This window comes from Bradyrhizobium sp. ORS 278, assembly GCF_000026145.1.
Classification (GTDB): domain Bacteria; phylum Pseudomonadota; class Alphaproteobacteria; order Rhizobiales; family Xanthobacteraceae; genus Bradyrhizobium.
The window spans coordinates 178402-200550 of sequence record NC_009445.1; the positions used below are offsets into that span (position 1 = coordinate 178402).

At 66.8% G+C, this 22149-nt stretch carries 22 protein-coding genes; 13 read left to right on the forward strand and 9 right to left on the reverse strand.

What is annotated here, in order from left to right; translation table 11 throughout:
- Window positions 1-189 precede the first annotated feature (189 nt).
- Window positions 190-1125, forward strand: coding sequence for a hypothetical protein (locus tag BRADO_RS00795; protein ID WP_011923424.1), 936 nt, complete (start codon window positions 190-192; stop codon window positions 1123-1125).
- A gap of 10 nt (window positions 1126-1135) precedes the next feature.
- Here the strand turns inward: BRADO_RS00795 and BRADO_RS00800 are convergent, their stop codons facing one another.
- Window positions 1136-1831, reverse strand: a complete 696-nt coding sequence (locus tag BRADO_RS00800) for a class I SAM-dependent methyltransferase (RefSeq protein ID WP_011923425.1) — start codon at window positions 1829-1831, stop codon at window positions 1136-1138.
- A 232-nt stretch (window positions 1832-2063) separates the two neighbouring features.
- Between BRADO_RS00800 and BRADO_RS00805 the strand changes: the two genes are divergently transcribed.
- Both BRADO_RS00805 and BRADO_RS00810 read left to right on the forward strand, forming a co-directional pair.
- Window positions 2064-3149 carry a glycosyltransferase family 2 protein gene (locus tag BRADO_RS00805; protein ID WP_244422946.1) on the forward strand — a complete coding sequence of 362 codons (1086 nt, stop codon included), beginning with the start codon at window positions 2064-2066 and terminating at the stop codon, window positions 3147-3149.
- The gene (locus BRADO_RS00810) at window positions 3146-3745 is read left to right on the forward strand and encodes a bifunctional 2-polyprenyl-6-hydroxyphenol methylase/3-demethylubiquinol 3-O-methyltransferase UbiG (protein ID WP_011923427.1); all 600 of its coding nucleotides are present in this window, start codon (window positions 3146-3148) and stop codon (window positions 3743-3745) included. Before BRADO_RS00805 ends, BRADO_RS00810 begins: the two co-directional genes overlap by 4 nt.
- Here the strand turns inward: BRADO_RS00810 and BRADO_RS00815 are convergent, their stop codons facing one another.
- The 3 genes from BRADO_RS00815 to hrcA all read right to left on the reverse strand — a co-directional run bounded on the left by BRADO_RS00815 (window position 3746) and on the right by hrcA (window position 7397).
- Window positions 3746-5263 carry a hypothetical protein gene (locus tag BRADO_RS00815; protein WP_011923428.1) on the reverse strand — a complete coding sequence of 506 codons (1518 nt, stop codon included), beginning with the start codon at window positions 5261-5263 and terminating at the stop codon, window positions 3746-3748. It abuts the gene before it with no gap.
- Window positions 5264-5557: 294 nt separating this feature from the next.
- Window positions 5558-6178 carry a nucleotide exchange factor GrpE gene (gene grpE, locus BRADO_RS00820; protein ID WP_011923429.1) on the reverse strand — a complete coding sequence of 207 codons (621 nt, stop codon included), beginning with the start codon at window positions 6176-6178 and terminating at the stop codon, window positions 5558-5560.
- A gap of 130 nt (window positions 6179-6308) precedes the next feature.
- Window positions 6309-7397: a heat-inducible transcriptional repressor HrcA gene (hrcA, locus tag BRADO_RS00825; protein WP_011923430.1), complete on the reverse strand. Its 1089-nt coding sequence runs from the start codon at window positions 7395-7397 to the stop codon at window positions 6309-6311.
- A gap of 188 nt (window positions 7398-7585) precedes the next feature.
- Here hrcA and rph point away from each other — a divergent pair, with 188 nt between their 5' ends.
- From rph to hemW, 3 genes are read left to right on the forward strand one after another with little or no spacing between them, the layout of a single operon-like run.
- Window positions 7586-8299, forward strand: coding sequence for a ribonuclease PH (rph, locus tag BRADO_RS00830; RefSeq protein ID WP_011923431.1), 714 nt, complete (start codon window positions 7586-7588; stop codon window positions 8297-8299).
- Window positions 8296-8940, forward strand: coding sequence for an RdgB/HAM1 family non-canonical purine NTP pyrophosphatase (gene rdgB, locus BRADO_RS00835; RefSeq protein WP_041755953.1), 645 nt, complete (start codon window positions 8296-8298; stop codon window positions 8938-8940). The genes rph and rdgB overlap by 4 nt, the downstream gene beginning before the upstream one ends.
- Window positions 8927-10084, forward strand: coding sequence for a radical SAM family heme chaperone HemW (hemW, locus tag BRADO_RS00840; RefSeq protein WP_011923433.1), 1158 nt, complete (start codon window positions 8927-8929; stop codon window positions 10082-10084). The genes rdgB and hemW overlap by 14 nt, the downstream gene beginning before the upstream one ends.
- Before the next feature lie 313 nt (window positions 10085-10397).
- Here hemW and BRADO_RS00845 read toward each other — a convergent pair whose 3' ends face one another.
- Window positions 10398-11609 carry a penicillin-binding protein activator gene (locus BRADO_RS00845; RefSeq protein WP_041757254.1) on the reverse strand — a complete coding sequence of 404 codons (1212 nt, stop codon included), beginning with the start codon at window positions 11607-11609 and terminating at the stop codon, window positions 10398-10400.
- Between the two features lie 301 nt (window positions 11610-11910).
- Here BRADO_RS00845 and rsmI point away from each other — a divergent pair, with 301 nt between their 5' ends.
- The 4 genes from rsmI (at window position 11911) to BRADO_RS00865 (ending at window position 15504) form a co-directional block, all read left to right on the forward strand.
- Window positions 11911-12867 (forward strand): 16S rRNA (cytidine(1402)-2'-O)-methyltransferase, encoded by a 957-nt coding sequence (gene rsmI, locus BRADO_RS00850; protein ID WP_083794803.1) that lies wholly within the window; start codon window positions 11911-11913, stop codon window positions 12865-12867.
- On the forward strand, window positions 12854-13279 hold the full coding sequence (locus BRADO_RS00855; RefSeq protein ID WP_011923436.1) for a YraN family protein: 426 nt from the start codon (window positions 12854-12856) through the stop codon (window positions 13277-13279). Before rsmI ends, BRADO_RS00855 begins: the two co-directional genes overlap by 14 nt.
- A 33-nt stretch (window positions 13280-13312) precedes the next feature.
- A complete protein-coding gene (gene gshB, locus BRADO_RS00860) occupies window positions 13313-14254 on the forward strand; it encodes a glutathione synthase (protein WP_011923437.1) in 942 nt (313 codons plus the stop codon).
- 434 nt (window positions 14255-14688) lie between these two features.
- Window positions 14689-15504, forward strand: coding sequence for an exodeoxyribonuclease III (locus BRADO_RS00865; RefSeq protein ID WP_011923438.1), 816 nt, complete (start codon window positions 14689-14691; stop codon window positions 15502-15504).
- Between the two features lie 116 nt (window positions 15505-15620).
- Here BRADO_RS00865 and BRADO_RS00870 read toward each other — a convergent pair whose 3' ends face one another.
- Both BRADO_RS00870 and BRADO_RS00875 read right to left on the reverse strand, forming a co-directional pair.
- The gene (locus BRADO_RS00870; protein WP_041755956.1) at window positions 15621-16064 is read right to left on the reverse strand and encodes a cyclic nucleotide-binding domain-containing protein; all 444 of its coding nucleotides are present in this window, start codon (window positions 16062-16064) and stop codon (window positions 15621-15623) included.
- A 66-nt stretch (window positions 16065-16130) separates the two neighbouring features.
- Complete coding sequence (locus tag BRADO_RS00875; RefSeq protein WP_006612692.1) at window positions 16131-16817, reverse strand: response regulator transcription factor; 687 nt, start codon at window positions 16815-16817, stop codon at window positions 16131-16133.
- Window positions 16818-17094: 277 nt separating this feature from the next.
- Here BRADO_RS00875 and BRADO_RS00880 point away from each other — a divergent pair, with 277 nt between their 5' ends.
- On the forward strand, window positions 17095-17616 hold the full coding sequence (locus BRADO_RS00880; protein WP_041755958.1) for a L,D-transpeptidase: 522 nt from the start codon (window positions 17095-17097) through the stop codon (window positions 17614-17616).
- 22 nt (window positions 17617-17638) lie between these two features.
- Window positions 17639-18424: a 2-keto-4-pentenoate hydratase gene (locus tag BRADO_RS00885; RefSeq protein WP_011923441.1), complete on the forward strand. Its 786-nt coding sequence runs from the start codon at window positions 17639-17641 to the stop codon at window positions 18422-18424.
- 42 nt (window positions 18425-18466) lie between these two features.
- Here BRADO_RS00885 and BRADO_RS00890 read toward each other — a convergent pair whose 3' ends face one another.
- Entirely contained in the window at window positions 18467-19153 is a 687-nt protein-coding gene (locus BRADO_RS00890) for a YggS family pyridoxal phosphate-dependent enzyme (protein ID WP_371259377.1), read from the reverse strand.
- Between the two features lie 109 nt (window positions 19154-19262).
- On the opposite strand from BRADO_RS00890, the gene BRADO_RS00895 reads away from it, so the two are divergent.
- Complete coding sequence (locus BRADO_RS00895) at window positions 19263-20960, forward strand: diguanylate cyclase domain-containing protein (protein ID WP_011923443.1); 1698 nt, start codon at window positions 19263-19265, stop codon at window positions 20958-20960.
- A gap of 20 nt (window positions 20961-20980) precedes the next feature.
- Here the strand turns inward: BRADO_RS00895 and BRADO_RS00900 are convergent, their stop codons facing one another.
- Window positions 20981-21967: a GGDEF domain-containing protein gene (locus BRADO_RS00900; protein ID WP_011923444.1), complete on the reverse strand. Its 987-nt coding sequence runs from the start codon at window positions 21965-21967 to the stop codon at window positions 20981-20983.
- Window positions 21968-22149: the final 182 nt, after the last annotated feature.

A 22149-nucleotide genomic window follows, 5' to 3' on the forward strand; every position in this document is an offset into this window, starting at 1 on the left:
GCTGGTCGGGACCCTGTCCGCTTCATGGACCTCCCGTCTCGCCGGCCGGAACTTCAGGTCGCACCCATCGGCCTGTTGCCGGCGCGGCAAACCCGTTAAAAGGCGTCTCGTCCGCGGACGGCCGTCGCGGGGACGATCACGGCCGTCGACCGGGCATCGAACTCGACCAATGAACGAGGCAGCTTCTTCATGATGTTCTCCCGACTTGTCGCCGTGGCGCTGGCATCGATCGCCCTGCTCGAACCGGCGCTGGCAGCGGATGCCATCTACCCGTCCGGCGTCCGCATCGGACTCGCACCGCTGGTCGGGCTGGCCAAGGCGAAGAATTTCCCCGGCTTCGAGACCGAGGATGGCAGCGTCAAGGTGCTGCTGACAGAGCTGCCCGCCAAGGCCTATGGCGAGGTGAAGACTGCGTTCACCGCCAATCCCGGCGGCACCGGCGGCATCAAGCCGGAGAGCATCGAGACATCGGCGGGCACCGCCTACTATACGGTGGAGAACGGGCGCGACGGCGCCACTCCCGTACGGCGTTACTCGATGATCCTGCCCGGAGCTGGCTTCTCGGGCTATGTGGCGGTGCAGGTTCCCGAAACCGCGGGCAAGATCTACACCGACGACGCCGTGCGCCAGATGTTCGCCTCCGCCGTGGTCCGCAAGGAGGTCCCGGTCGACGAGCAGTTGTCGACGATGCCGTTCAACGTCACCGAGCTCTCCGGCTTCAAGACGGTCCGCACGCTCGGACCGGGCGCGCTGATCCTCGCCGATGGCGACGAAGAGAAGGGGTTTGAGGCGGCGCCATTCGTGGTGATCGGGCTGGTGGCCGGCGCAGCACCGGAGGCCGGCGACCGCGGCCGTGTCGCGCAGCAGGCGGCGACGACCATCCCCGGCGTCCGCGAGGCCCGCATCACGATGTCCGAGCCGATTCGCATCGACGGCCTGCCGGCCTATGAGACCCGCGTCGAGGCCGTGAGCGGCAAGGACAATACCCCCGTGACGGTGGTGCAATGGCTGCGCTTCGGCGGCCCGAGCACGCTGCGCATCATCGGCAGCGCACCGCGCGACCAGTGGTCGGCGGCGTTCCCGCGCTTCCGCGCGGTGCGCGACGGGATCCAGCCCAAGGGCTAGACGAGGCCCCTCAAGCCTTGCGCGCCAGCGCAACATATTGGGCCCCAAGCGGCAGCCAGCCGAGCAGCTCCTCGATCGGCCTGAGCCAGGCCAGCGCGCGCGGGAAGAACAGGCTGTAGTGGATGCGCGGCGCGTCCCAGCCAGCGTCGCGCAATCGCTGCGCCAGGGCACGCGCAGAGATCAGCTGGGCATTCTCGTCGAACGGGCAGGTGTTCACGGCGTGGACCGTGAGCGGATTGAGCGGATTGTGCTCGAACACTGCGATCAGCCCGCCGGACCGGGTGATCCGGTGCAGCTCGCGCAGCCAGCCGACATGCTGGTCGTGCGGGATGTGGTGGAACACGCAGGCCGAAAACACGAGGTCGAAGCGGCCAGCTTCGCTCGGGATGTGATCCTGCTCGATCAGCAGGCTCTCGCCGCCGCCGGGATGACGCTGCCGCGCAAGCGCAAGGCTGCGCTCGGAGACGTCGGCATTGGTCAGCGCGGCTTGCGGAAAATACCGCCGGAAAAACGGAATCGAGTTGCCGATGCCGGCGCCGAAATCGCAGATCTGCGCCACGTCGAGCCCGCGGAGATCGGCGATCTGCCGCAGCATCCGGATCTTGTACTCCGCGAAATATTCCGGGCCTTCGCCGGTCACCGCGATGTTGGCGCGGTGCTGATCCTCATAGGCGTCTGCGAAACGGTCAAACTCGGCCTTGTCCATCGTCCGCGGTCCCGTTCTGGCACGAGGTCCGGCAAGTCCAGGCCGCGGGGCCTGTTCTTGATCGTCTCGCCTGCATAGCTCGTAAATCCTTAACCGGAGGTCTGCATCGCAAGCCGCATCGTGCCAGCGACCCGAATCTGCAGCACCGGCAACCGCCGGTTGGTGAACAATTAACTGCCCGTGCCTGAAAATGCTGGTCGTACCCGGTCGCGGTCGCAAGAGGCCTTGGATTTTGACAGAGCAGCAGGACGAGACGCCGCGCCCCGGCAGGATGTTCGTCTCGATCGTTGTGCCCTGCTACAACGAGGCCGATGGCTTGCGCGAGTTTCATCGCCGGACGACGGCGGCGGCGCGTGCGCTGTGCGGCAACCGGTTCGAGCTGATCCTGGTCGACGACGGCTCGACCGACCAGACTTGGCCGATCATCAACGAGCTGCTCGCCGAGGATCGCAACGTCGTCGCGGTCAAGCTGGCGCGCAATCATGGCCATCAGCTGGCGCTCACCGCGGGACTGTCCACCGTGCGCGGCGATCTGGTGCTGGTGATCGACGCTGACCTGCAGGATCCGCCGGAGCTGCTGAAGCCGATGTACGAGACGATGGCGCGCGAGGGCGCCGACGTCGTCTACGGACAGCGCCGTAGCCGTGCCGGCGAGACCCGCTTCAAGACATGGTCGGCGGAAGCGTTCTACCGCCTGCTCGCCCGCATCACCCGCGTGCAGATTCCGGTCGACACCGGCGACTTCCGGCTGATGAGCCGGCGCATCTCGGACCAGCTGGTGCAGATGCCGGAGCACGACCGCTTCATCCGCGGCATGGTGGCCTGGCTCGGCTACAAGCAGGTGGCGTTCGAATACGACCGCGAGCCGCGCTTCGCCGGCAGCACCAAATATCCACTGCTGAAGATGATCAGCTTCGCCGCCGACGCGCTGATCTCGTTCTCCATGGTGCCGCTGCGGATCGCGACCTATGTCGGGGCGCTCCTGACGACGGTGCTGAGCTTCGTCGGCGTCGCCGCCGTGATCAGCTGGATCTTCTCCGGCACCGTGCCGGGCTGGACCAGCCTGACGCTGCTGGTGGTGATGATCTCCTCGGTGCAGCTGCTCGTGCTCGGTCTGATCGGCGAATATGTCGGCCGCATCTACATTCAGTCCAAGAACCGGCCGCTGTTCATGATCTCGCAGATCCACCGCCGCGGCCGCGTGCCGCAGCTGTCGACCGACCGGCTGCCGGAGACCGAGAGCCCGCCGCTCAACACCCTGCTGGCGCAGTCCGGGCCGGAGCTGCGCCGCTCGCTGCGCGAGGAGACCTCGTCGTGAAGGAGCTGCTGAAGCACCCGGCGCTGTATCAGGCCTATCAGAACGCCGGCGGCTTCTTCGGCGCGCGGATCAAGGCGATCCGCGACTATCTCACCTTGCGCCCGGGGATGCGCATCATCGATATCGGCTGCGGCCCCGGCTACATCCTGCGCCATCTGCCCGAGGGGATCGACTACACCGGGTTCGATGTCGATGCGGCCTACATCGCCCATGCGCAGCGCGCGTTTGGTCATCTCGGCGCGTTCCATTGCCGCCATTTCGACGCTGACGCCGCCCGCGAATTGGCCGGTGCCGACGTCGTGATGATGAACGGCGTGCTGCATCACATCGGCGATGACGAGCTGAAGACCACGCTGGCCAACATCCGCGATGTGCTCGCGGCCGACGGCGCGCTGTTCACGCTCGACGGCTGCTATCGCGAGGGGCAGTCGCGGATCGCAAAATGGCTGCTCGACAACGACCGCGGCGATTTCGTGCGTGACCGCGCCGGCTATTACGACCTGCTGCGCAGCGCCTTCAGCCGAGTAAGGCTGGAGATCCACGACGACTATTCGCGTGTGCCCTACACGTTCGCGATCGGCGTCGCGCGGAAATAGTCATTTTGTCCGTTCGAGAATGTCGACACCCTCGACCGTTCCGACCAGCCTGTACGGCTTGAGCAGCTCGACCAGCTCGGCATCGGCGCGGGCCCAGTCGCCCCAGCCATCGCGCAGATTGTCGACCAGGACAATGTCCGGCGCGGCCGCCTTGAAGTCCGCGATCAGCCAGTTGCGCTCGAGCGCCAGATAGCCGTTCAGCTTCGCTTCGGTCGCCGCGTCGACCGCGGTCCGCTCGCGCGTCAGCCGGACGAATTCGCGGATCCACAGATTCTCCTGGCGAGACACCCAGGTGCCGCCGAGATCCCGCACCATCGGATGCCCGATCGCCGCCTCGCCGCTCAGCACCAGCAGGCGCGGCTGCGGCTTGAGCTTGGCCAACGCCTCCGGCAGCGGGCCGACATGGACGCGGGCGTTGAACCATTGCAGGCCGAGCGCGAAGGCGGCCGTCAGAATCAGCATCGACGCCGTGCCGGAGCGGCGAACGGCCGCGCTTGGATCGGCATGAACCAGCATGGCATTGCCCATGGTGAGCATGGCCATGGCGACCATCGGATAGGAGTGATACGACCAGCCGCGCCGCTGCAGATAGAACGAGATCGCAAAGCCTAGCGACGCCAGCACCAGGACGAGCAGCGGGCCTTCGAGCCGTCCGCTCCGCCTTGTCAGCGCGATCGATGCGAGCGCGACGACGAGCAGCAGCGTCGCCGCGTTGACGAAGATCACCGACGCCGACATCGACCACGACAGATAGGTGTCGCGCACCAGCGGATAGGTGACGGTGAAATATTCAGGATAGAGCAGATAGGTGCCGACGCTCACGATGCACACGATCACGCCGGCGATGATGTTCTCCGGCACGAACAGCTGCCGCCAGCTGCGCGCGCGGATGGCGCCTGCCAGGATGCAGAACGCCGCCGGAAAGGTGAAGAACGGCTTGAACGCGAGCGTGATGCCAACGCCGATTCCGGCCGCCAGGATGGCCCACGCCGGAACCTCCTCGCGATTGCTGCGCAGCGCATACACCGCGAGGCCCGGCAGGAAGGTCAGTGTCGCGAAGTGCTCGCGCTGGCCGAAGACGTGCATCGGCAGGATGGTGACAACGGCCGCGGCCCAGACCGCGAACGGGCCCCAGCTCAGCGCCGCCATCCGCGGCGACAGCCGGACGATGCGTGACGTTGCGTAGAGCGAGACGGCTGCCAGCACCAGCAGCTGTGCGTCGATGACGTGCCGGGGATCGACGTGCAGCAGACGGCCCAGCGCGACGCCGGGCAGATAGGCGAACGCCGCCATCGGCGGGTTGATCTCGATGATGTCGCGATAGAGCTTCTGACCGTCGAGCATGCGCTCGCCGACGACCAGCAGCCAGCTGACATCGGTGTTCAGCGGCACGACCTGGCGCAGCAGGACAGCGGCGACGAACACGACGCCGATCAGTAGCCACGGCGCGACCGCCAGCCGCTCACGCGCCGGCGGAGCCAGCGTCTGGCGCGTCACGGCGTCGATCGGGGTGCTCATGGGACCGTCCTCTGCGAGAGTGGGCCCACGCTAGCGGAGTTTGGTTAAGGCACGCTTTGTTGCGGCCTGCCGGTCCGCTCGCCTGGTCCCCACTCGTCACCCCCGGGCTTGACCAGGCTTGACCCGGGGGTCCATCCACTTTGGAAGCGTTTCGCGAAGCGGGATGGATCGCCGGGTCAAGCCCGGCGATGACAGTCCCTGGGAGACGACACGCCCAGGTTCAAAAACGCTTGGGGCGCCGCATCCGAACTGGATGGGCGCCCCGTGTCGCATGAACTGATGGAGCCAGCGGCCTCAGGCCGCGCTGTTCGACTGGTCGTTGCTCGCGGCGGGCGCCGCCTTGGCGCCGCCCTTGGAGACGCCGACCAACGCCGGGCGCAGCACGCGCTCGCCGATCATGAAGCCGGCCTGCACGACCTGCACCACGGTGCCGGATGGCACCGACGGATCGGGGACCTCATACATCGCCTGCTGGAAGTTGGGATCGAACTTCTGTCCCGTCGGATCAAACTTCTTGACGCCGTTCTTCTCCAGCGTGTTGAGCAGCGAGCGCTCGGTGAGCTCGACGCCCTCGATCAGCGACTTCAGGCCCGCATCGGCATTGGCGCGAGTCTCGGCCGGCACGGCATCGAGCGCGCGCTGCAGATTGTCGGCGATGTCGAGCACGTCGCGGGCGAAACCGGTGATGCCGTACATCCGCGCATCGGCGACCTCGCGCGCGGTCCGCTTGCGCAGGTTCTCCATCTCCGCCAGCGTGCGCAGCATCTTGTCACGCGCCTCGGCCGCTTCCTTCGCATAGGCCTCAGCCGAGCCGGTCTCGGGGTCGTCGGGCATGATATAGGGCTTCGAGACGACGGGTTCGCTGGCCTGCGCCGGGTTTTCCGGATCGTTCTGATGCAGGTCGGGATCGGTCATGGACAGACTTCTCGCAAGTTCGGCGGGTTCTGGGAATGTCGGGCGGGATATCGTGCTTTGAACCACGAAAATCAAGCACGACCTGACGATCGCGCCGGCGGCGCTGTCGCCGGGTTAACCATGTCGGATGTCAGCCGCCCATCAGGCGGCTGAGCAGGCGCGCGGCATAATCGACCGTCGGAATGACCCGGGCATAGTTGAGACGGGTCGGACCGATGACGCCGAGCACGCCGACGATACGACCCGTGGCGTCGGAATAAGGCGAAACGATCGTCGACGAGCCGGATAGCGAGAACAGTTTGTTCTCCGAGCCGATGAAGATGCGCACGCCCTCGGCGCTCTCGGCGCGGCCGAGCAGATCGACGACGCCGCGCTTGGTCTCGAGATCGTCGAACAGCCGCCGGACGCGCTCGAGGTCATCGAGCGCATGCAGGTCCTCGAGCAGATTGGCGTGGCCGCGTACGATCAGCTGGCGATCGTCACTGTCGCCGCCGGACCAGCTCGCCACGCCGGCGGCGATCACCTTCTGCGTCAGCTGATCGAGCTCGGCGCGATCCTGCGCCAGCGCGGTCTCGAGCTCCAGCCGCGCTTCCGCCAAAGTGCGGCCGCGGATCCGCGCGTTGAGGAAGTTGGAGGCCTCGGTCAGCGCCGACGAGGGCACGCCGGGCGGCAAGGTCAGCACGCGGTTCTCGACCTGTCCGTCCTCGCCGACCAGGACGACGAGCGCCTGCTCCGGTTCCAGCCGCACGAACTCGATGTGCTTCAGCCGGGTGTTGGACTTGGCGGTGAGCACCACGGCGGCCGCACGGGTAAGCCCCGACAGCCGCGTCAACGCCTCGTCCAGCGCGGCCTCGACCGACTGGGCGCGACCGACTGCGGCGAGCTGGCTCTGGATCGACTGCCGCTCGGCTTCGGTCATGTCGCCGACCTGCATCAGGGCGTCGACGAAGAACCGCAAGCCTGCCTCGGTCGGCAGCCGGCCGGCCGAGGTGTGCGGCGCATAAATCAGGCCGAGCTGCTCCAGATCGGCCATCACGTTGCGCACCGAGGCCGGCGACAGGGGAACCGCGATCAGCCGCGAGATGTTGCGCGAGCCGACCGGCTCGCCGGTCGCGAGATAGCTCTCGACGATCTGCCGGAAGATCTCGCGCGAGCGCTCGTTGAGCTGGGCCAGCCCCGCCGGCGGTGTCATCAGGTTGATCGGATCGTGGTGGGCCACCAGATATCCTCCTCACCCATCTGCATATAATTTGGCCATGCGGCGGCCCGGTGGCAAGCCGATCTTGCGGGCGGCGCGTGGCGTGATTCGCGCCCGGTTAAGCCCTTGATTAAGCCCTTGCCGCTGCCGGTCGCGGCTCCTACAAGGCCGGTCAAATCGGTCCATTGCCTTTTTCACGGAGAGAACCCATGCGGCCGAGCCGCCGTGCACCGGACGAAATGCGGGCCGTGAGCCTGGAACGAGGCGTCGTGAAATACGCCGAGGGCTCCTGCCTGGTGAAGTTCGGCGACACCCATGTGCTGGTCACCGCGACCCTGGAGGACCGGCTGCCGCCCTGGCTCAAGGGGCAGGGCCGCGGCTGGATCACCGCCGAATACGGCATGCTGCCGCGCGCCACCCTGGAGCGCACCCGCCGCGAGGCGTCAGCCGGCAAGCAGACCGGCCGCACGGTCGAGATCCAGCGCCTGATCGGCCGCTCGCTGCGCACCGCAATCGACCTGGAAGCGCTCGGCGAGCGCCAGATCACGGTCGATTGCGACGTGCTGCAGGCCGATGGCGGCACCCGCACCGCTTCGATCACCGGCGCCTGGGTGGCGTTGGCCGACTGCATCCGCTGGATGAAGGCGCGCAACATGATCAAGACCGAGGTGCTGCGTACCAACGTCGCCGCGGTCTCGTGCGGCATCTACAACGGCACGCCGGTGCTCGACCTCGACTATGCCGAGGATTCCGAGGCCGAGACCGACGCCAATTTCGTCATGACCGGCGACGGCCGCATCATCGAGGTGCAGGGCACCGCCGAGAAGACCCCGTTCAGCGAGGCCGAGTTCCTCGCGCTGATGGCGCTGGCGCGCAAGGGCGTCGGCCGGCTGGTCGACCTGCAGAAGATGGCGGTCGCGTGAGCAGTTCCCACCGCCAGATCACCGGGCGCCTCGTGATTGCGACCCACAATGCGGGCAAGCTCGTCGAGATGCGCGAGCTGCTGGCGCCCCACGGCGTCGAGGCGGTGTCCGCCGGCGAGCTCGGACTCGGCGAGCCGGAGGAGACCGGCGACACCTTCCAGGCCAATGCGCGGATCAAGGCCGTCGCGGCCGCAGAGGCCGCGCAGCTGCCGGCCTTCGCCGACGATTCCGGGATCGTCGTCCACGCGCTCGACGGCGCGCCGGGCATCTACTCGGCGCGCTGGGCCGGTCCGGGCAAGGATTTCGGGGCCGCGATGGCGCAGATCGAGCGGCTGCTGCAGGAGCGCGGCGCTGTCACCGCCGACAAGCGGACGGCGCATTTCGTCTCGGCGCTGTGTGTGGCCTGGCCGGACGGCCACATCGAGGAGGTCGAGGCGCGCGTCGACGGCACCCTGGTCTGGCCTCCGCGCGGCACGGCCGGCTTCGGCTACGACCCGATGTTCCTCCCTGACGGCCACGACCGCACCTTCGGCGAGATGACCAGCATCGAGAAGCACGGGCTGCCGCCGCTCGGCCTCGGCCTGTCGCACCGGGCGCGCGCCTTCGTGAAGCTCGCGGAGATCTGTCTTGAGCAGCGCTGAGAGCGAAGCGTTCGGAGTCTATGTGCACTGGCCGTTCTGCCTGTCGAAATGTCCGTATTGCGACTTCAACAGCCACGTCCGCCACGCCGCCATCGACCAGGACCGTTTTGCTCGCGCCTTCGCGCAGGAGATCGCCAACACTGCGGCGCGCACCGGGCCGCGCACCGTCAGCTCGATCTTTCTCGGCGGCGGCACGCCGTCGCTGATGCAGCCGCAGACCGTCGGCGCCATTCTCGATGCCATCGGCAAACACTGGCACGTCGCCCCCGATGTCGAGGTGTCGCTCGAAGCCAACCCGACCAGCGTCGAGGCCACGCGCTTTGCAGGCTATCGTGCGGCCGGCGTCAACCGTGTCTCACTCGGCGTCCAGGCGATGGACGATGCGTCGCTGAAGATGCTGGGACGACTGCACACCGCAGAAGAAGCGATGAAAGCGGTGGCGATCGCGCGGGGCGCGTTCGAGCGCTATTCCTTCGATCTGATCTATGCGCGGCCCGACCAGACGGCTGCGATGTGGACCGAGGAGCTGACGCGCGCGATCGGTGAAGCCGCCGAGCATCTGTCGCTGTACCAGCTGACGATCGAGGAGGGCACGCCGTTCTTCGGGCTGCACGCCGCCGGCAAGCTGAAGACGCTGGACGAGGGCCTGGCGCGCACGCTGTACGACGTCACGCAGGAGATCTGCGCCCGCCATGGCCTGCCGGCCTATGAGATCTCCAACCATGCGCGTCCCGGCGCGGAGTGCCGGCACAATCTCGTCTACTGGCGCGGCCAGGAATATGCCGGCATCGGTCCGGGCGCGCACGGGCGGCTCGATATCGAGGGCATCCGCCACGCCACCGCGACCGACAAGCGGCCGGAAGCCTGGCTGATGCGGGTCGAGACAAACGGCCACGGCGTGATGACCGACGACCTGCTCAACAGCGAGGAGCGCGCCGACGAATTCCTGCTGATGGGGCTACGCCTGAGCGAGGGCATCGATCCCCGACGCTATGCCGCGATCGCCGGACGTACGCTCGATCCGCGCCGCATTGCGCTGTTGCGCGAGGAGGGCGCCATCGCCGTGGAGCCGGACGGCCGGCTGCGCGTCACCCAGGACGGCTTCCCCGTGCTCGACGCCGTCGTCGCCGATCTCGCCGCGTGAGCTGTGGAAAGGCGTGGCTCATCATGCCGCGCCGGTGTCGGAACCCCGACCCTCCTGATGAACACGCCTCTCGGCGTGTTCATGGTCGGTGTGCTGTGCCGCCGGCTCTTGCCGCTCATGGTGAGGAGCGCCGCGCCTCCTATGCGGACCATCGCGCAACCTGCAAGCTCGCGGCGCGTCTCGAACCATGAGGTCCAGTTGGGGCCTCGCCCTTCGAGATGCCCGCCTTTGGCGGGCTCCTCAGGGTGAGGAGCAGCAGCATTCCGTGAGGTACGAGATTGCCCCGACCGCCGAACCAGCCACGCTGAACGATCTACGTCGCGCTGAAGCTCTTCGGCGCGCCGGCCACCGCCTGTCCGCCGCCCGAGCCGACGCGCATCACGGCTAGCCCGCGCTCATTGGTGCCGTCGCTGCGGAAGCGGAAGAGGCCGTCGATGCCGGCAAAGCCGGAGGCATTGGTGAGCACGTCAGGCGCGAAGCGCTGCGCGCCCTGGGTGCGCGCGAGCGCGGCGACCAGCGCCACCGCGTCGTAGGCCAAGGTCGCGGTGCGCACGGGATCGCCGCCGAAGCGCGTGCGATAGCGACCGGCAAAGGCGCGGAAGCCCGAGGGATCCGGCGCCGCATAGAGGCCGCCCTGCAGGCTGGCGCTGTTGTAGACGCGCGGATTGTCCCACAGCCCGGTACCGAGCAGCTGGATGTTGCGCAGATTGGCGCCGGCGGCCGTGAGCGCGTCCGCGGTCGCAACGACCGACTCGCCATCATCGGCCAGCAGCAGGGCATCGGCACCACCGAGCGACTGCGCGACCGCGCGCGCCGCCGCGGTGCGGTCGCCGGCATATTTCTCGAACGCCACGATGCGTCCGCCGCGCCGGCTGACCGCGGTCTTGAACGCCCCTTCCACCACGGTGCCGTAGGGATTGTCCGGCAGCAGCGCCGCGAACGACCGTTTGCCGACGCTGGCCGAGTAGTCGACGATGCGGCTGGCATCGGACTCCGGGAGGAAGCTGAGCAGATAGACGCCGCGCCCGGCGACGCTGGAATCCGTCGAGAAAGCGATGACCGAGATGTTGCGCGTGCGCGCCACCTGGGACGTTGCCGGGACCGAGCCCGCGAATAGCGGGCCGAGCAGGATCTCGGCGCCCTCGTCGCAGGCCTGTTGCGCACCTTGTTGTGCACCTTGGGGGCTGCCGGCGTCGTCCTTGATCAAGAGCTGGATGTTGGGGTTCTGAAACTCGGCGAGCGCCATCTCGGCCGCGTTCTTCATCGACTGCGCCGCGACGCCGGCGTTTCCGGAGGCCGACAGCGGCAGGATCAGCCCGACCTTCACCTGGCCATTGCCGGCCACGGCGGGCTGCTGCGGCGGACCGGACGGCGCGGTCGGCTGCTCGAACGGATTGAATCCCTGCTGCACATTGGAGCAGGCCGACACCAGCGGCGCGCCGAGGATCAGGCCAAGCGCCGTCCGCCGGGCAACCATGGGGGCTCCCGGCTTGGCATCTGGCTTGGGATGACGCGGGCCAGTCATGGCATCTCTTCGCTCGGCCGTCACCGGCCAGAAGTTCCCCATTCGCACGCCCCGAGGCCTGTGCGATTTGACTCATATTGTCGACGAATAGTTAAGCAAAACAAAAGGCTGTCAGGGCCACACCTGCGATCAAATCGACGTTTTACACGCACTATCCCCCGTTCGCGGCCGTGTGGTGGAATGCGGCCGCGCACTTGAATCTCCGATGAACGTTGAAACCCCGCGGCGCTACGGATCTTCAATTTCGGCGCACGATCGTTCCTCGGTGGCAATCCCCGGTCCGCGCCTTTAGATTATGCGGATGGGCGCCAAGGCAATCCCGAACGCATCGCCGGACAACGGCAAATCTTCCACCACATGGACTTATCTGGTGGCGGGACATTGCATTGCGGCGCAGCGAACGCGGCCTGGCCTCCACCTCGTCGCAACGCCGATCGGCAATCTCGGCGACATCACCTTGCGGGCGCTCGAAACGCTGGCCGGCGCCGATATCATCTTCTGCGAGGACACGCGCATCACGCGGCGGCTGACCGAGCGCTACGGCCTCGGCGCGGAGCTCGCCGCCTATCATGAGCACAACGCCGAGGCCGTCCGGCCGAAGATCCTGCAGCGCCTCGCCGAGGGCGCCGCCATCGCGCTGGTGTCTGACGCCGGCACGCCGCTGATCTCCGATCCCGGCTACAAGCTGGTGCGCGCCGCCTGTGAGGCCGGCCATGCGGTGACCGCATTGCCCGGCCCGTCAGCCGTGCTGGCGGCGCTGAGCGTCGCGGCGCTGCCGACAGACCGCTTCTTCTTCGAAGGATTCCTGCCGGCCAAGCAGCAGGCGCGGCGCACGCGGCTGGCGGAGCTTTCGCGGATCGACGCGACACTGGTGCTGTTCGAAGCCGGCAGCCGCGTGCTGGAGACGCTGGCCGACCTCGCCGAGGCGATGACCGGACGCCAGGGCGCGATCTGCCGCGAGCTCACCAAGCTGCACGAGGAGGTTCTGCGCGGACCGCTGACGGAGCTCGCGGCGCAAGCCGACGGGCTCGAGACGCGTGGCGAGTTCGTGCTGGTGATCGGGCCGCCGCCACGCGATGCCGAGCTGATGACCGACGGCGCCGTCGATGCGCTGCTCACCGAGCTGCTGCAGCGATCGAGCGTCAAGGATGCGGTGATGCACGCGGTCGAGCTGTCGCGCCGGCCGCGGCGCGAGGTCTATGCGCGGGCGCTCGCGCTCGCCAAGGAGACCCGAGGAGAGGGCGATGGCGGAGACTGACCGCGCCACCGACAAGCCCGCCGGAGCGCCAAAGCCTGCGAAGACCGCCTCGCCGGAGCGGGTCGCCGCGTTCCGCACCGGCCTGTCGGCCGAGGCGCGCGCGGCAGCGCTGCTGATCGCCAAGGGATATCGCATCCTCGCCAAACGCTTCCGCACGCCACATGGCGAGATCGACCTGATCGCGCGCAAGCGCGGCCTGGTCGCCTTCGTGGAGGTCAAGGCGCGCGCCTCGCTCGACGACGCCGCCTATGCGGTGACGCCGCGCCAGCAGCAGCGCATCATCGATGCCGCGCAGGCCTGGCTGATGGCGCATCCCGACCATGCCGAATTGGAGCTGCGCTTCGACGCGATTCTTGTTGCCCCGCGTAGCCTGCCGCGCCATCTCATGGCAGCCTTCGATGCCAGCCCCTGACACGAGCCACACGAGACATACCGGAATCTGCCCATGAAACTGAATGTCGCCGTCCAGATGGACCCCATCGCGCGCATCAACATCCGCGGCGACTCGACGTTTGCGATGCTGCTCGAGGCGCAGCGGCGCGGCCACGGCCTGTGCTACTACACGCCGGACAAGTTGTCCCTGCGCGGTGAGGAGCTGTACGCGCCGGTGCAGGCGCTGACCGTGCGCGACGAGGTCGGCGATCACTTCACGCTCGGCGAGCCCAAACCGACGGCGCTGACCTCGTTCGACGTCGTGCTGCTGCGCCAGGACCCGCCGTTCGATCTTGCCTACATCACCTCGACGCATTTCCTCGAGCGCATTCATCCGAAAACGCTGGTGGTCAACGATCCCGCCAGCGTGCGTAACGCGCCGGAGAAGCTGTTCGTGATGAACTTCCCGCAGCTGATGCCGCCCACGCTGATCTCACGCGATCTCGACGAGATCAACGCCTTCCGCGATCAGCACGGCGCCGTGGTGATGAAGCCGCTGCACGGCCATGGCGGCGCGGCGGTATTCCGGGTGATGCCGCAGGACATGAATTTCGGCTCGCTGTTCGACATGTTCTCCGTCACGTTCAAGGAGCCCTGGGTGATCCAGCGCTTTCTCCCCGAGGTGAAGCACGGCGACAAGCGCATCATCCTGGTCGACGGCGAGTTCGCCGGCGCGGTCAACCGCGTGCCGGCCGCGGATGATCTGCGCTCCAACATGGTGCGCGGCGGCGCGGCTCAGGCCACCGACCTCAGCGCGAGAGAGCGCGAGATCTGCGACACGCTGGGACCGGAGCTGCGCAAGCGGGGGCTGTTGCTGGTCGGCATCGACGTGATCGACGGCAACCTCACCGAGATCAACGTGACCTCGCCGACCGGCATCCGCGCGATCTCCCGCCTCGGCGGCCCGGACATCGCCGCGCGCGTGTGGGACGTGATCGAGGCGAAGCGGCGCTGAGCAGCGGTCTAGTCGAGAAGGTTCTGCCTTGAAAACTCGGTCTATCTTTCGTCATTGCGAGCGTAGCGAAGCAATCCAGAATCCCGCCCACGACCCTGGATTGCTTCGCTTCGCTCGCAATGACGGAGGAAACAGTGTTGGTGCATTTGCATTCGGAGAGGAGAACAAGTCTGCCTCTCACGTTACACGCGCACCTGCCTCCCCTCACCCTGAGGAGCCCGCCAACGGCGGGCGTCTCGAAGGGCGAGGCCCCGGCTGAGGCCTCATGGTTCGAGACGCGCCTTCGGCGCTCCTCACCATGAGGGGCGAAGCCGGCGGTACTGCACACCGGACTATGAACCAACTCTCACACCGAGGCTGCACATCGTTGCTGGGGATAAGGCCGGCGGAGACGCCGCTGACGCCGCCGCATTCCATGCTATGACGCGATCCTCATGCGTCTCGTCCTGACCACCTGGAACATCAATTCGGTGCGCCTGCGCATCGATCTCGTCGCCAAGTTCATCAAGCAGGTCCGGCCCGATGTGCTGTGCCTGCAGGAGACCAAGTGCATCGACGATGCCTTTCCGCTGAAGCGCTTCAAGCGGCTGGGTTATGAGCATGTCGCGCTGAACGGACAGAAGGGCTATCACGGCGTCGCGGTGATCTCGAAATGGCCGTTCGAGTCCACCCATGTCCGCACCTTCTGCGACAAGGTCGATTCGCGTCACATCACCGTAGCCTTCGGCGAGAAGGCGCAGCTGGCGCAGCCGCTGGTGCTGCATAATTTCTATGTGCCGGCGGGCGGCGACATTCCCGATCCCGCGCTCAATCCGAAGTTCGAGCACAAGCTGCAATTCCTGGACGAGATGAAGGCGTGCGAGCCGCTGCATCCGCGCGGCGACGACCGCCACATCCTGGTCGGCGATCTCAACGTCGCGCCGCACGAGCACGACGTCTGGTCGCACAAGCAGCTGCTGAAGGTCGTCTCGCACACGCCGATCGAAACCGAGAAGCTCTTGGCGGCGCAGAGCCATGGCGAATGGGTCGACGTCGCGCGCGAGCGCATCCCGATGTCGGAGAAGGTCTATACATGGTGGAGCTATCGCGCCGCCGACTGGACCGTCGGCGACCGTGGCCGAAGGCTGGACCACATCTGGGTGTCACGCGCGCTGAAGGACCGCGTCAGCGACTTCGACATCCTACGTGACGCGCGCAGCTGGGAGCGGCCGTCGGATCACGTGCCGGTCACCGTGACCTTGGACGTTTGACGGCGTGAGCCGGCGTTATTTGTTCACCCGCCTCCACGCCGTCATGGCCGGGCATCGTCCAGGACAAGACCGGGCATGACGACCCGGGTACTAGAATCGAGGGAAACCATCCCCCGTCACGACATCAGCTTGGCGCCGGCCATCAGGATGTCGTTGGCGATGCGGTTGGCGCGGTGGGCGAACTCGTCGCGCAGGCGGCGGGCGGCAACGGCGTCACTCTCCAGCACGCGCTGGAACAGGCTGCGCGAGATCCGTACCACGGTGGAATATTCCAGCGCGGTCGCCGTCGCCGGGCGGCGCATCTCCACAAGCAGCGCCAGCTCGCCGATCAGCATGCTGGGCTTGGCAATGATCTCGGCGCCGACCTCGTCGCTGATGCGCAACGCGCCGCGCTGGACGACATAGCCGCAATCGGCCGTGTCGCCCTCGCGAAACAAGGTCTCGCCGCTCTGGATGTTACGCTGCTCGGAGCCGATCGCGATCATCCGCAGCGAATCGCTTCCCAATAGACGCAGGGTCGGGACGCGCTCCAACAGCGCAATATCGTCTTCGATTGACATCGAGGGCCCGGGGAAGGCGAAATGGAACCAATATCATAGACGGCAAACCGCCAATCCCCGACCGTATCACGGCACCAACTTGTAGCCACCCGCCTCGGTGACGAGAATCTCTGGATTCGCGGCATCTTTCTCGATCTTCTGCCGCAGACGGTAAATATGCGTTTCCAGGGTATGGGTGGTGACGCCGGAATTGTAGCCCCAGACCTCCTGAAGCAGGGTCTCGCGCGACACCGGCTGCTGCCCGGCGCGGTACAGGAAACGCAAGATCGCGGTCTCCTTTTCCGTCAGGCGGACCTTGCGGGCATTGGCGCCGGTCAGCATCTTCGAGCCGGGGCGGAAGCTGTAGGGGCCGACCGAGAACACGGCGTCCTCGCTGGCCTCGTGCTGGCGCAGCTGGGCGCGGATGCGGGCCAGCAGCACGGCGAAGCGGAAGGGCTTGGCGACGTAGTCGTTGGCGCCGGATTCGAGGCCCAGAATGGTGTCCGAATCGGTGTCGTGCCCGGTCAGCATGATGATCGGAGCCTTGAAGCCGCCCTTGCGCAAGCTACGTACCACCTCGCGGCCGTCAGTGTCCGGCAGGCCCACATCCATCAGCACCAGATCCGGTGAATTGGCCTTTGCCGCGCTCGCCCCCTTAGCGCCGGTATCGACGGCCTGGGCTTCGAACTCGTCATGCAGCGAGAGCTGCTCCATCAGGGTGTCGCGCAGATCGGTGTCGTCGTCCACGATCAGGATCTTGCGGGCATTGGCCATAGGTACAATCCTCTTGGGGGCGCCGGCGAGAATCCGGATAAAGGGGCGCCGCAGCGGTGGGCAAACAGGCTCATGAGCCCTGTTTCGTCTTGAAGTAGGGGGCTGTTACCGATTCACAAGCGCCAGCCACTCTACTCCAGAATTGGGCAGGGAATGCGATGAAAGTCCTGTTCGTCCCTCGGCGCGGACCATTCGCCGACATTAAGGCAATTGCCGGGCAATCCATGGCAATGAAAAGGCACGTTGTTTCATGTCTTTATGGACGAGGTGCGTTGGTATGCCAGCAAGCCTGATCTCGATTCGCACGGCGGCGGGGTCGCGGCAGCGCGGCTGGCTGACGGTGTTGGGCCATGTGATCCCGGTGGCGCTCGGCCGGGGCGGCGTGCTGGCCAACAAGCGCGAGGGCGACGGCGGCACCCCGCGCGGCACATTCCACCCACGCCGGCTGTGGTGGCGGGCCGACCGCCATCCTCGTCCCCGGACGTTCCTGCCGGTCCGCCCGATCCGGCCTGAGGACGCCTGGTGCGAGGATCCCGCCGACCGGCACTACAACCAGCCGATCCGGCTGCGCGGCGATCAGCCCGGTGACCGGCTGGCGCGCCAGGATCACCTGTACGACTTCATCATCGAGATCGACCACAACACGCGGCCGCGGGTCCCCGGCCGCGGCAGCGCCGTGTTCCTGCATCTGGCGCGACCGCAGTTCGGGCCGACCGCCGGTTGCGTGGCGATGACCCGGCCGGCGATGCTGCGGCTGTTGCAAAGGATCGGTCCGCGCACCAGGATCTTCATCTCATAAAAGAGGAGACGGGGAGGACATCATGCGAGCGACCGATCAGCCTGCCGGCGCCTCGGCCATCCTACGCTGGCATTGGCTGCAGGGAAGCAAGCTGAGCGAGTTGCCGCCGAAGCTGCGCCCGCGCGACAGGGCGGCGGGCTACGCGATCCAGGCCGAGCTCGAGAAGCACTCGGACAAGCCGTTGTTCGGCTGGAAGATTGCCGCGACCAGCGAAGCCGGGCAGCGCCATATCAACGTTGCCGGCCCGATGGCCGGGCGCATCCTCGCCGAGACGGTCCTGCCGGTGGACGGCACGGCCTCGATGGCCGGCAACCTGATGCGCGTCGCCGAGCCGGAATTCGCCTTTCGCTTCGGCGTCGACCTGCCGCCGCGGCCGACACCCTATGACGTGGCCGAGGTGCTCGCGGCCGTCGACACGCTGCACCCGGCGATCGAGATCCCTGATTCGCGGTTCGCCGAGTTCGTCGGCGCCGGCGAAGCGCAACTGATCGCGGACAATGCCTGTGCGCATCTGTTCGTGCTGGGCGAGCCGACATCAGCCGACTGGCGCAGCCGTGATCTCGTCGAAGAGCGGCCCCGCATCTCGCTCAAGGGCGAGACGTTCATAGGCCATGGCCGCAATGTGCTCGGCGATCCCCGGATCGCGCTGGCCTGGCTGGTCAACGAGCTGCGCGAGCTTGGCATCACCGTGCGGGCCGGGCAGGTGATAACCACCGGAACCTGCCATCCGCCGCTGCCGATCACCGGCGGCGATCACATGGAAGCTGATTTTGGCGACCTGGGGCGGGTGTCGGTCAGGTTCGACTGACAGATGGCGGTCATCGCGAGCGCGGCTCGGGCGGCACCTCGCCTAGCGGTGGCCGAAGATCGCCGAGCCCACCCGCACATGGGTGGCGCCGAACTGGATCGCGGCGGCGAAATCGGCGCTCATGCCCATCGACAAGTTTGCCAGCCCGTTGCGGGCCGCGATCTTGGCCGTGAGCGCAAAATGCGGACCCGGCGCCTCGTCGACCGGCGGGATGCACATCAGGCCGGAAATCTCGAGTCCGTAATCCCGTCGGCAGGCGGCGATGAAGGCGTCGGCATCGCCAGGCGCGATGCCCGCCTTCTGCGGCTCCTCGCCGGTGTTGATCTGGACGAACAGCTGCGGATGCCGGCCCTGGGCGCCGATCTCCTTGGCCAGCGCCGAGCACAGGCTCGGACGGTCGACCGAGTGGATGGCATGGAACAGCGCCACCGCCTCCTTGGCCTTGTTGGACTGCAGCGGTCCGATCAGGTGCAGCGACAGCCCCGGATGCGCCGCCATCATGACAGGCCATTTCCCCTTGGCTTCCTGAACCCGGTTCTCGCCGAACACGCGCTGGCCCGCCAGGATCACGGGCTCGATCGCGTCAGCGGCGAAGGTTTTCGACACCGCGATCAGCGTCACCGCGGAGCGGTCGCGCTTGGCGTCGCTGCAGGCGCGCTGGATCTCCTGCTCGACCGCCGCGAGCGCGGATGGTGAAGACGAGGTTGCTACGGTCGAGTCGGGCACGATGACATCCGTGGTTCGGTAGATTTACGGGTTTGGCTGCAATTTTACGGAGTTCGAAAAAGGGTTCTTGAACCCTTCCCCTTACCCTGCTCGCCGGGGGTAGGGGACAGAAATGCCAAGCATCCGCTTCAATCGCAATAGAGTGAAGCTGAACCGGCTGATGGGGATCCGCGCGCGTCTGGCGCTGCTCGCCCTGATCCTGGTGGCGCCGCTGATGCTGGAACGCGCCCGCTCGCTGGAAAGCGCCAGAACCCGGCAGATCGCGCTCGCCTCCGAAGAATTCTTTGCCCTCGCCCGCCAAAGCGCCGACATGCAGCGCGAAGTCATCATGTCGGTGGAAACCGTGCTGAAGTCGACGGCCTATGTCCGGGCCTCGGCCGCCGGCATCAGCCGCAGCTGCGACATGATGCGGGCCAGCCTGCCGACGACGCTGCCCTGGATCCGCACCTTGATGATCGCCGGCCGCGACGGCCGCATCCAGTGCTCGACCAACAACCAATATGTCGGGCTCGATTTCAGCGACCGGCCTTATTTCCGTGGCGCCCAGGAGGCGCGCGACTTCGTCTTCAGCGACTATCTGCTGTCGAAGCCCACGCAGATGCCGATTGTGATGGCGGCCTATCCGGTCGGCGCGATCACCGGCGAGCCGGATGCGGTGATGCTGGCCAGCGTGAACCTGGAATGGATGTCCAAGATCATGAGTAATCTTGGCGGCCGTCCGGGCATCACCGCGGTGCTGATCGACAGCGAGGGAACCGTGCTGGCGGCGCCGGCCGATCGCACCGAGCTCATCGGACGTCCGCTCGACAGCGTGCCGTTGTTGTCGGCCGTCGCCGAGACTGCGATGAGCTCGAGCAAACAATCGGACACGATGAGCTTCACGGCGGCCGACGGCTCGAAGCGCGCCATCACCTTCACCCGCATCACCGACACCGGATCGCGCCTGATCGTGAGCATCGACGAGACGCGCGTCACCGCCGCGATCGATCGCGAGATCCGCAACGCCTATCTGCAGGCCGGCCTGGTCTGCCTGATGGTGCTCCTCGGTGCGCTGATCGCCGCCGAGAAGCTGATCGTGAAGCCGGTCAACATGCTCGCGGCCACCGCCAAGCGCTTCGGTCTTGGCCATTGGTCGGCGCGGGTCGCCACCAAGCATCTGCCGTCGGAATTCGTGCCGCTGGCGAAGTCGTTCAATGCGATGGCCGCCAAGCTGGGCCAGCGCGAGCGCGAGCTGGTGGCCGCCAACGACCGGCTCACGGTCATGGCGTCGATCGACATGCTCTCGGGCCTTGCCAACCGGCGCGGCTTCCAGAACCGCATCGACGTCGAATGGGATCGCGCGCAGCAGACCGGGAGCGATCTGTCGCTCCTGATGATCGATGTCGACCATTTCAAGCTCTACAACGACACCTATGGTCATCCCGAAGGTGACGCCTGCCTGTCGCGGCTCGGCGAGACGCTGGCGCAGATCGCGGGCGCGACAACGGCCTTCGCCGGCCGCTACGGTGGCGAGGAATTCTGTCTGCTGCTCCCGGGCATGAGCGCCAGGCAGGCGCTGGAGATCGGCGAGCTGGTCCGCGCCGCGGTGCTCGAGCTGGAGCTGCCGCATGCGACGTCCGTTCACCAATGCGTCACCGTCAGCGTCGGGGTCGCGTCGACCCGGCCCAATGCGGCGCTGACACCCGCCGACCTGATCGAAGCGGCCGACGCCGCGCTCTATGCCGCCAAGCATCGTGGTCGCAACACGGTCGTCGCGCATGGTTTCGGCGATGTCCTGGAGGCTGACAGTGACGTCGCACGCGCCGGCTGAGCCGGCACCGCGAAAGCCGGTCAGCCAACGGCCAGCTTGCGATCGAGCTCGAGCTCGGTCACCACGCGATTGCGGCCGAGCTTCTTGGCCAGATACAGCGCGCGATCGCAGCGATCGATCAGATCGGCCATCGACTCGCCGAACTGGAACTGGCCAACGCCGATCGAGACCGTGATCTGCGGCAGGACCTCGCCGGTCGAGCGGCGGGTGAACTGACAGTCGGCAATGGTGCGCCGGATGCGCTCTGCCATTCCCGTGCAGCCTTCGAGATCGGTCTCCGGCAGCACCGCGATGAGCTCCTCGCCGCCATAGCGGGCGGGAAGATCCTTCTCGCGCACGCGCTCGCGCAGCGCCTTGGCGACGAGGCGCAGCACCTGGTCGCCGACGCCGTGACCATAATTGTCGTTGAACTTCTTGAAGTGGTCGACGTCGATCAGGAGAATGCTGAGCGGCTCGTCGCGCTCCATCGCCTCGATCTGCGCATGACGGAAGAACTCCTCGAGCGCGCGGCGGTTCGGCAGACCGGTGAGCGTATCGGTGCGCGCACGCTGCTCCGACTTGTTGAGCGAGTCGCGGATGGTGTCGAGCTCGCGCGACTTCTCGGCAAAGCTCGCTTCCAGCTTCGCGGCACGCGCGGTCGCCTGGGCCAGCTCGCTGACGAGATTTTCGATCAGGATCTTCGGATCAACGCCCTGCTCGCTGCGCTCGGCGACGCCGTCGATCGCGGCCATGTGTGTGCGGTTGTCGGCGATCGCGGCCGTCAAATAGCTCTTGGCGGAGTCCATCACGCCATGCAGCTGCTGCGACACTTTATGGACGACGGCCGCTTCCGTGCCCTGCTGGCCGATATAGGTGTCGAACAGCGCCTGGTTGGTGGTCTTGTCGAACTTGCGCTTGTTGCTGACGAGGATGTCGACGGCGCGCTTGAGGTCGGACGCGGAGCCGAGGGAGTATTTGAACCACAGATGGAAGTTGTTAGGCGTCGGTGGTACGCGCTGTTGGGCCATGGATTTCATGGCCTTTTCCGCGACAGTCGTCGCGTACTCGAAGTCAAGCTCGTCGAACGTAGCGCCGGACACGATGTGGAGTGACCCCAGATGCGGGCGGATGCCTGGATGTATGCACTCAGTCTCCCATTCAAGTCTTAACCGCGCCTCAACCCGACCTCCGACACTCCCGCCGGGGTGCG